Below are 601 nucleotides of genomic sequence, written 5' to 3'. Positions count from 1 at the left end.
CGCGCGCGGTATCGAAGATTTAGAAGATCGTCTGATTCGTCTGATTGGCGATCCAGAAACACGCTACCGTGAAGACCCTGTGCGCATGCTGCGTGCGGTTCGCTTTGCCGTGAAACTGGACTTTGATATTGAAGAAGACACCGCAGCACCAATCGAAGAGATGGCGCCGCTACTGCGTGAAATTCCTTCCGCTCGTCTTTTCGAAGAGTCACTCAAACTCTTGCAGTCAGGCCATGGTCTAGAGACATACCACCTGCTACGTGAATACAACTTATTCCAACAGCTGTTCCCAGCCATTTCGGAGCACTTCACAGAAGACTACTCGTCGCATACTGAACAAATGCTCGATCTTGTGTTGGATTCCACAGACATGCGTATTGAAGATGGCAAGCGCATTAACCCAGCATTTATGTTTGCTGCAATGCTGTGGTACCCGCTTTGTGCACTAGCAGACAAACTCATGGATCAGCATAACTTGTGTCATTACGACGCGATCATGGAAGCGAGCAATATCATTCTTGATGATCAAGTTCGCACCATCGCAATTCCACGTCGCCATACTGCGACCATCCGTGAGATTTGGCAGCTGCAATTGCGCCTT

General features: G+C 49.3%; 1 pseudogene. It reads left to right on the top strand.

The annotated features are described in order from the left end of the window. Window positions 1-601, top strand: a pseudogene (locus R7R78_RS27830) (polynucleotide adenylyltransferase PcnB); the annotation flags it as partial.

The organism is Vibrio sp. 2134-1 (genome assembly GCF_033339495.1).
This window is presented reverse-complemented; position numbering and strand designations above follow the sequence as displayed.